This window comes from Mycobacterium sp. (assembly GCF_032162605.1).
Lineage (GTDB): Bacteria > Actinomycetota > Actinomycetes > Mycobacteriales > Mycobacteriaceae > Mycobacterium.
In genome coordinates, this window is sequence record NZ_JAVROT010000555.1 from 1 (window position 1) to 6,599 (window position 6,599).

A 6,599-nucleotide genomic window follows, 5' to 3' on the forward strand; every position below is an offset into this window, starting at 1 on the left:
CCACCAACCCGACCAGCAGGAACGCGCCGACCCACATATGGGCGAACTGCAGCCACACCAAGTCGTTGAACATCGCCGCCCACGGGTCGACGTCGGTGACGACGCCGTCACGGATGGTGAACCCGGCGGGATTGTTCATCCACGCGTTGACCGAGACCACGCAGAACGTGCCGACGATGCCCGCCATCGCCATCGGGATGAGCATGGCCAGGTGCCGCCGGGGCGGCATCCGGTCCCAGCCGTAGAGGTAAATGCCGAGGAAGATCGCCTCGACGAAGAACGACAGTCCTTCCAACGCGAACGGCAGGCCAAGCACATCGCCGAAGCGGCCCATCAGGCCCGGCCACAGCACACCCATCTCGAAGCTGAGGACGGTGCCCGAGACCGCTCCGATCGCGAACAGCACCGCCGACACCTTGGCCCACCGCCTGGCCAGCCGCAGCGCATCAGGGTCGTCGCGGACGATCCCGCGCCAGTGCATCACGAAGATCATGGTCGGAAACGCCACCCCGAAACACGCCAAGATGATGTGCCATCCCAACGACACCGCCATCTGCTCCCGCGCCGGCAGAAGCCCCGGCGGCTCGCCAGCCGCCAACACCATCACCGAATCGCCCAACCGCATCATTCGCCAATCCCGCGGGCGACGTTGGCGATGCCAACGTCATGGTCAAACGACGAATTTTATGGGGATCGGGTTTCTTCGGGTGGCGGATCGTCGAAAAACCCGGCAGGACGCGGGCTGCAATCCCGCCGGTGCATCCGTGGGAGTAACTAATTGTCGTTGACAACTGGCGGCGCGACGACCGTGACACCGTCAGGATGAGCCCAATTCCCGCTGGTGGGGGGCACTGACTGGCGCCAGCAGTGATGACACGGGTCCGCCGAAGACCAATAGTGGATCTGGCCAACTGCTGGACGCCTGCACGTTGACTAGTTGGGTGAGGGACGGCGCAGCTCGTCACCGGCTCGTCGACGACTCCATGGGTCAACTGCTGAACGGCGTCAGTAAAGAGGCCCAGCAAACGAGCCTTCGAGTACTCGCAACATCGACAAGGAGCTTGGTGACTGCATCGAAAAGGGCGCCCTGCCGGATCATTCCGGACACGAGCAGTGCTGCGGCCCCGGCGCGGCTGCATCGCACAGCTGCGCTCGGTTAAAGGCGGTTTACGCTATGCCTTCATCCTTCGACTATCCGGACTTCCTGAAACCGAGCGGTCTGTTGCGCGGGGCGGTCGGGCGGCTGCAAACGGCCGATCCCGACCGCGATGCGCTGCGCCGTGGTGTCCGGGCAGCGATCGTCGTTCCGCTGGCGGCCGCGGTGAGTTTCTTCGTCGTGGGCGGATCGCAGGCACCGTTGTTCACGATCGTCGGTGCGTTCTGGTTAATGGTGCTGGTCGATTTCCCGGGGAACCGTCAGAGCCGTGCGCTCGCCCATTGCGGCGTGGGATTCAATGGAGCCGTTCTGATAACGCTCGGCACCCTAATGGCGCCCGTGCCGTGGCTGGCGGTGCCGCTGATGTTCGTGCTTGCCGTGGCGGTGATGCTGGCTGGCGTCCTCAGCGAGACGATCGCCGCTGGTCAGCGCGTGACCCTGTTGGCATATGTGCTGCCGGTCTGCACTCCGATCGGACCCATCGGCGAGCGGCTGCTGGGCTGGGCAATCGCACTAGTCGTCTGCGTACCGGCAGCGCTGTTTCTTCTCCCGCCGCGCCGCCACAGCGAACTGCGCCGTCGCGCAGCGCAGGTGTGCGCTGCGCTCGCCGACCGGCTGGAGGGCGTTGGGTCGGCGTCGCATGTGTCCCGGGCGATGAACGCGCTGCGGGCCAACTTCTTTGACGCCGACTTCCGGCCGGTCGGCTTGACGGCTGGCAGCCGGGCCCTGGCGCGGGTGGTCGACAATCTGGAGTGGGTGACGGACCGAGTCGACGGCAATACGGGCGCTGCTCTTGCCGAAACGAAGGACCCCGCCGTCGAGGTGTTGCGTTCCTGTGCGAGCGTGCTTGATGTTTCCCGCGTCTCGGAGCGCGCAACGGACCGCGCAGAACTCGAGGTCGCGCTGGCAGAGCTGCGCTCGATGGCGCGTGGGCGTCACCGCGAGGACATTGTTGGCGTACTCAGCCAAACTTCCGACGCCTCGGCAGTCGGCGTCGGACGTCAGCTGCTCTACCGACGGACCATCGCAACAGCCATTGGCCTCACTGGCCGAGTCATTGCCGCCGCCGCCGAGGCCGACGCGCGCCCGGTATGGGCGCGAGCGCTCGGCCTCCGGCTGCCGCCCAGCGGGGCGGCCGACCGGTTGCTCCCGGAAACCGTTGCCGTCAGGACCATCATCACCGGATTTCTTGCCAGCCGGTCGGTGGCGGCTCGCAACGCCGTGCGCACCGGGGTCGGGCTGGCGTTGGCCGTGGCAGCTACCCACCTGTTTCCGGTGCAACACGGATTCTGGGTCGTGCTGGGCGCAATCGTGGTGATGGGCAGCAGCGCGTTGACTACCGGGACGAAAGTTGTTCGGGCCGTGGCCGGTACCGCTGTCGGGGTCACCCTGGGCGCCGGCCTGATCGCGGTTGTCGGTGTCGCGCCGGCGGTGCTCTGGACGCTGCTTCCGATCGCAATTTTCGCGGCGGCCTACGTTCCGCGGGTCGCCTCATTCGCCGCCGGTCAGGCGGCGTTCACGATGACCGTGCTGATCATCCTCAATCTGATCGTTCCGACGGGGTGGCGGCTCGGTTTGGTGCGAATCGAAGACGTCACGGCGGGCGCGGCCGTCGCCGCCGTGGTCTCGGTGCTGCTGTGGCCAAGGGGTGCGACAGCATCGGTATCCGCTGCGATCGACACCGCGATCGATCTCGGTTCGCGTTATCTGCGGGCCGCGGTGCTACGCGCGACCGGCGGCGCCTCGGAGGAGACGGACGTCAGCGTCACTGCCCTGAGTCATGATGCACTGGTGGCCGGTCGAACCGTCGATGATGCTGTGCGTCAATATCTTTCGGAAATCGGCAGCGAAGCCGACCCGCGTGACCCGATGGTACTGGCGGCCAGTCGCGCCGTCCGATTGCGCAACGTGGCAGACACCATCGCCGATATCAAATCCCCGCCGCCGCCCTCGGTATATCCGCGGGCACGCGCTGTTCTGGATGCCCATGCCGACTCGGTCTGGGCACGATTCGTTGGTGTCACCGAACAGACCTCGGGTTCGATCAGTGACGAATTCGTGCTCGCGTTGCGCGCGGAATCCACCGGAGACGAGGCGTCCGTCAACGCCGCGCTGCCCCTGCTGACAATCGCCGCCAACCTCGGAGAGCTTGAGTCGATCTACCCGACTCCGACCATCACCGCCGCGGCCACGAGCTGAATTCCGTTCTGGCGTATCACGACGGCTGCACTGATGGCCACGTGGCTGAATGGAACGTATCGAGGTGGTTCCCAGGACGATATGCCGTCACAACGCCATCGCGTACGGGGCCCGTTGCGGACGATCGACGACGTCGCCGAACCTTCTGGAAGATCCCAATTAGGTTCCTAGGCCATCCCAGGACCGGTGTCGTTCTTCGAATACGACCGGTAGCGGGCGATTTTGCCCGACTCGACATCGGTGAGCCGACCGTCGGACGCGCACGTACCTGTGCCCTCAGGACGTGGCAGTGCGAACGCCTCGGTGAGCCACTCCCCGATGGTCTTGACCAACACGGTGCGGTTCTCCCGCTTGACGATCGCGTGCCCCTCTTCGTCGAAGATCAGGCACTCGACCCGCCTGCCCAGCTGTTGGAGCGCCTCGAACATCTGCCTGGATTCGCTGGCCGGCACATTGGTGTCGTTGCCGCCGTGCACCAACAGCAGTGGTGCGGTGAGTGTCTCGACCCGCAACAGCGGTGAGAGTCGATCGAGGAGCTCGCGGTCGTTTACGGGATGGCCGTACTTCGGGTACGCCTCGGCTGCAGTCCACGGGTCGGTGTTGCGGTAGAACGTGCCCAGATCGCTCATGCCGCAGATGCTGATGCCTGCGGCGAACAGTTCGGGGTGGAAGGTCAGCGCGGCCTGCGTCAGGTAGCCACCGTAGGACCAGCCGGAGCACGCGATTCGGTCCGCGGCGGCGAGTCCGCGGCCGACCAGAAAGCGGGCGCAGTCGGCGACGTCGTCGATCGCGGCGAAGCGCAACTCCCTGTCATCGGCGTGAGAAAATCTACGGCCGAAGCCGCCCGAACCGCGAACGTTCGGCGCGAGGACGGCAATACCGGCGTCGAGCAGCACGAGGAATATCTCGCTGTACTCAGGGCGGGCTTGTCCCTCCGGGCCGCCGTGCAGGTAGATCATCGCACCGATGGATCCGCCGCCGCGTGGCTCATAGAGCCAACCGGTGAACTCGACGCCGTCCCTGGCGCGCATCCTCACCAGCTGCGGAGGAGGGGCCATCATGCCACCACCGGGCTCGCGGTCAATGCGTTGCCATTCTCGAGACCGCGGGTCGACGAGCTCCACTGTCCGTGGCGTGGACGGGCCCTGCACGGTCATCGCCACCGTCGAGCCGCCAGCGCTGATGCTCAGCTGGCTCGCGACCGGCCCGGGCAGCGGGATCGGCTGACTCAACGTGTTGTCGGCATACTCCAGGATCTGTAACTCGCTGCGGCCATTGATGTTCCACAGCAGCGCTACGGTAGAGAGGTCGTCACTCACTGCGAATTCGTCCAAGTCGTATCCGGGGCGCTCGGCCACTACGTGGTATGACACGCCGTCCTCAGTGACGGTCAACTCCACCAGCCGGGCGTGCTCGGCACCGTTGTCGCTGCGGACGAGGGCGCGCACGTAACCGTGCGTGCTGTTGATCGGATACATCTTTGCCGGATGGTAGAGCTCCATCACCTCGCCATCCAGACCGGAGCGCAGCCGACGGGGGTGGTGGTCGTCGAGGATCACGCCAGCGTCGGTGGTGGAACCGGGATCCGATGGCAAAAGGGCGATTCCAGTCAATCCGTGGAGCATGATCAGCTCGCGGTATCCCCGCGGGCCGACCCGTACGAGCGACGCTCCCGCCCAGGCGTCGATCAGTTTGCCGCCGGACCGGCGGTCCAGCACGATGGTGGTGCCGTCCGCAGGATTGATCAGGCATGAGCTACCGATGCCGTCCTGCCCGGTGAGGATGACCGCCACCTGACTGCCGTCCCAGCCGATCAACTGAGCCGTGCCCTCCGGAGAATCGGTGGGCCAGTAGTCGATGCGACGGGCGTCGCGGTCGTCGGGATCGGTTGTCACCACCCAGATCTGGGTGTGTGTGATGCTCAGAGGCGCGACCTCGCAGGCCAGCCAGTGACCGTCGGCGGAGTGAATGACCTTGGTGACTGGGCCTTCGACGGGCAGCTCCACGTCGCGTGATGAACTGGCGCGCCAACCGCGCAGGAAGCGCTGCACGGCGCGCGGGTAGCCGCCGTCGTCGACGAGGTAGGCAAACGCTGTCGCATCCGGTGACAGCGATGCTCCGTAAGTTGCGCGAATCTGTTGCGCCACCGCGTCAACACTCTTCCATGCTCTGCAGCCACATCTCCAGCACCGCCAATTGCCATAAGGTGTTGGCGCCCAAAGTGGTCCGCGTATCGTTCGGTGCGGCCAGAAGCCTGTCCAGAGTTTCCCTGCGGTAGAGGCCACGTGACCGCGCGGCGTCGTTGGTCAGCGCGTCGCGGACCATGTCCATGATCTCGCCGTGCAGATGACGGATGCCCGGCACGGGAAAGTACCCCTTGGTGCGGTCGACGACCTCGGCGGGCAGCAACGCCCGCGACGCATCCTTGAGCACGCCCTTGCCCCCGGACGCAAGCTTCAGCTCGGCGGGGCAGGTGGCGACGAGTTCCACGAAGTCGTGGTCGAGGAACGGCACCCGAGCCTCCAGCCCCCATGCCATCGTCATGGTGTCGACCCGTTTGACCGGATCGTCGACGAGCATGACCTGGGTGTCCAGCCGCAGCGCCGCGTCGACGGCGGTCTCGGCGCCCTGGCAGCTCTGGTGATCCCTGACGAACTCCCAACTCGGATCTTCCTCGGCCACAGCGTATTCGGGAGCGAAGATGTCCAAAACGTCGGCGTGGCCCCGGTCGAAGAACACCTTGGCGTACGCCTCGGTCGTCTGCGCGCGGGCGACGTTGGCCAGCGGCGGGTACCAGTCGTAGCCGGCCAAGATCTCGTCCGCGCCCTGGCCGGACTGCACCACCTTTACCGACTTGCTGACCTCCTCGGAGAGCAGATAGAAGGCCACGCAGTCGTGACTGACCATCGGCTCACTCATCGCGGCGATCGTCTTCGGTACGGCGGGCAGCAATCGGGCACTGTCGATGTGGATGCGGTGATGATCGGTGCCGAACGTCTTGGCCACCAGGTCGGAGTAGAAGTACTCGTCTCCGGACTCGTCGCCGACCGAGTCGAAGCCGATCGAGTAGGTGGCCAATCCGTGCTGTCCGTGCTCGGTCAGGAGCGCTACGACGATCGACGAGTCGATACCACCCGACAGCAGTACGCCCACCGGCACGTCCGCGACCATGCGCCGCACCACCGCCCTGCGCAGAGCCTCCATCAGCCCGTCCTGCCAGTCGCGATCGCTCCACGAGGCGCGT

General features: G+C 65.8%; 4 protein-coding genes. 1 reads left to right on the plus strand and 3 read right to left on the minus strand.

Annotation, left to right across the window (positions count from 1 at the left end; translation table 11 throughout):
* The coding region (locus QOI01_RS30875; protein ID WP_526387174.1) for a cytochrome ubiquinol oxidase subunit I at positions 1-628 on the minus strand (628 nt) is incomplete at its 3' end.
* 546 nt (positions 629-1,174) lie between these two features.
* Here QOI01_RS30875 and QOI01_RS30880 point away from each other — a divergent pair.
* Positions 1,175-3,355, plus strand: coding sequence for an FUSC family protein (locus QOI01_RS30880; RefSeq protein ID WP_526387176.1), 2,181 nt, complete (start codon positions 1,175-1,177; stop codon positions 3,353-3,355).
* Between the two features lie 167 nt (positions 3,356-3,522).
* Here the strand turns inward: QOI01_RS30880 and QOI01_RS30885 are convergent, their stop codons facing one another.
* A complete protein-coding gene (locus tag QOI01_RS30885; protein ID WP_526387177.1) occupies positions 3,523-5,502 on the minus strand; it encodes an alpha/beta hydrolase family protein in 1,980 nt (659 codons plus the stop codon).
* 4 nt (positions 5,503-5,506) lie between these two features.
* The coding region (locus QOI01_RS30890; RefSeq protein ID WP_526387179.1) for an asparagine synthase-related protein at positions 5,507-6,599 on the minus strand (1,093 nt) is incomplete at its 5' end.

Coding starts and splice junctions, on each gene's coding strand:
- QOI01_RS30880 (WP_526387176.1), top strand. CDS start 1,175: ATGCCTTCATCCTTCGACTATCCGGACTTCCTGAAACCGAGCGGTCTG.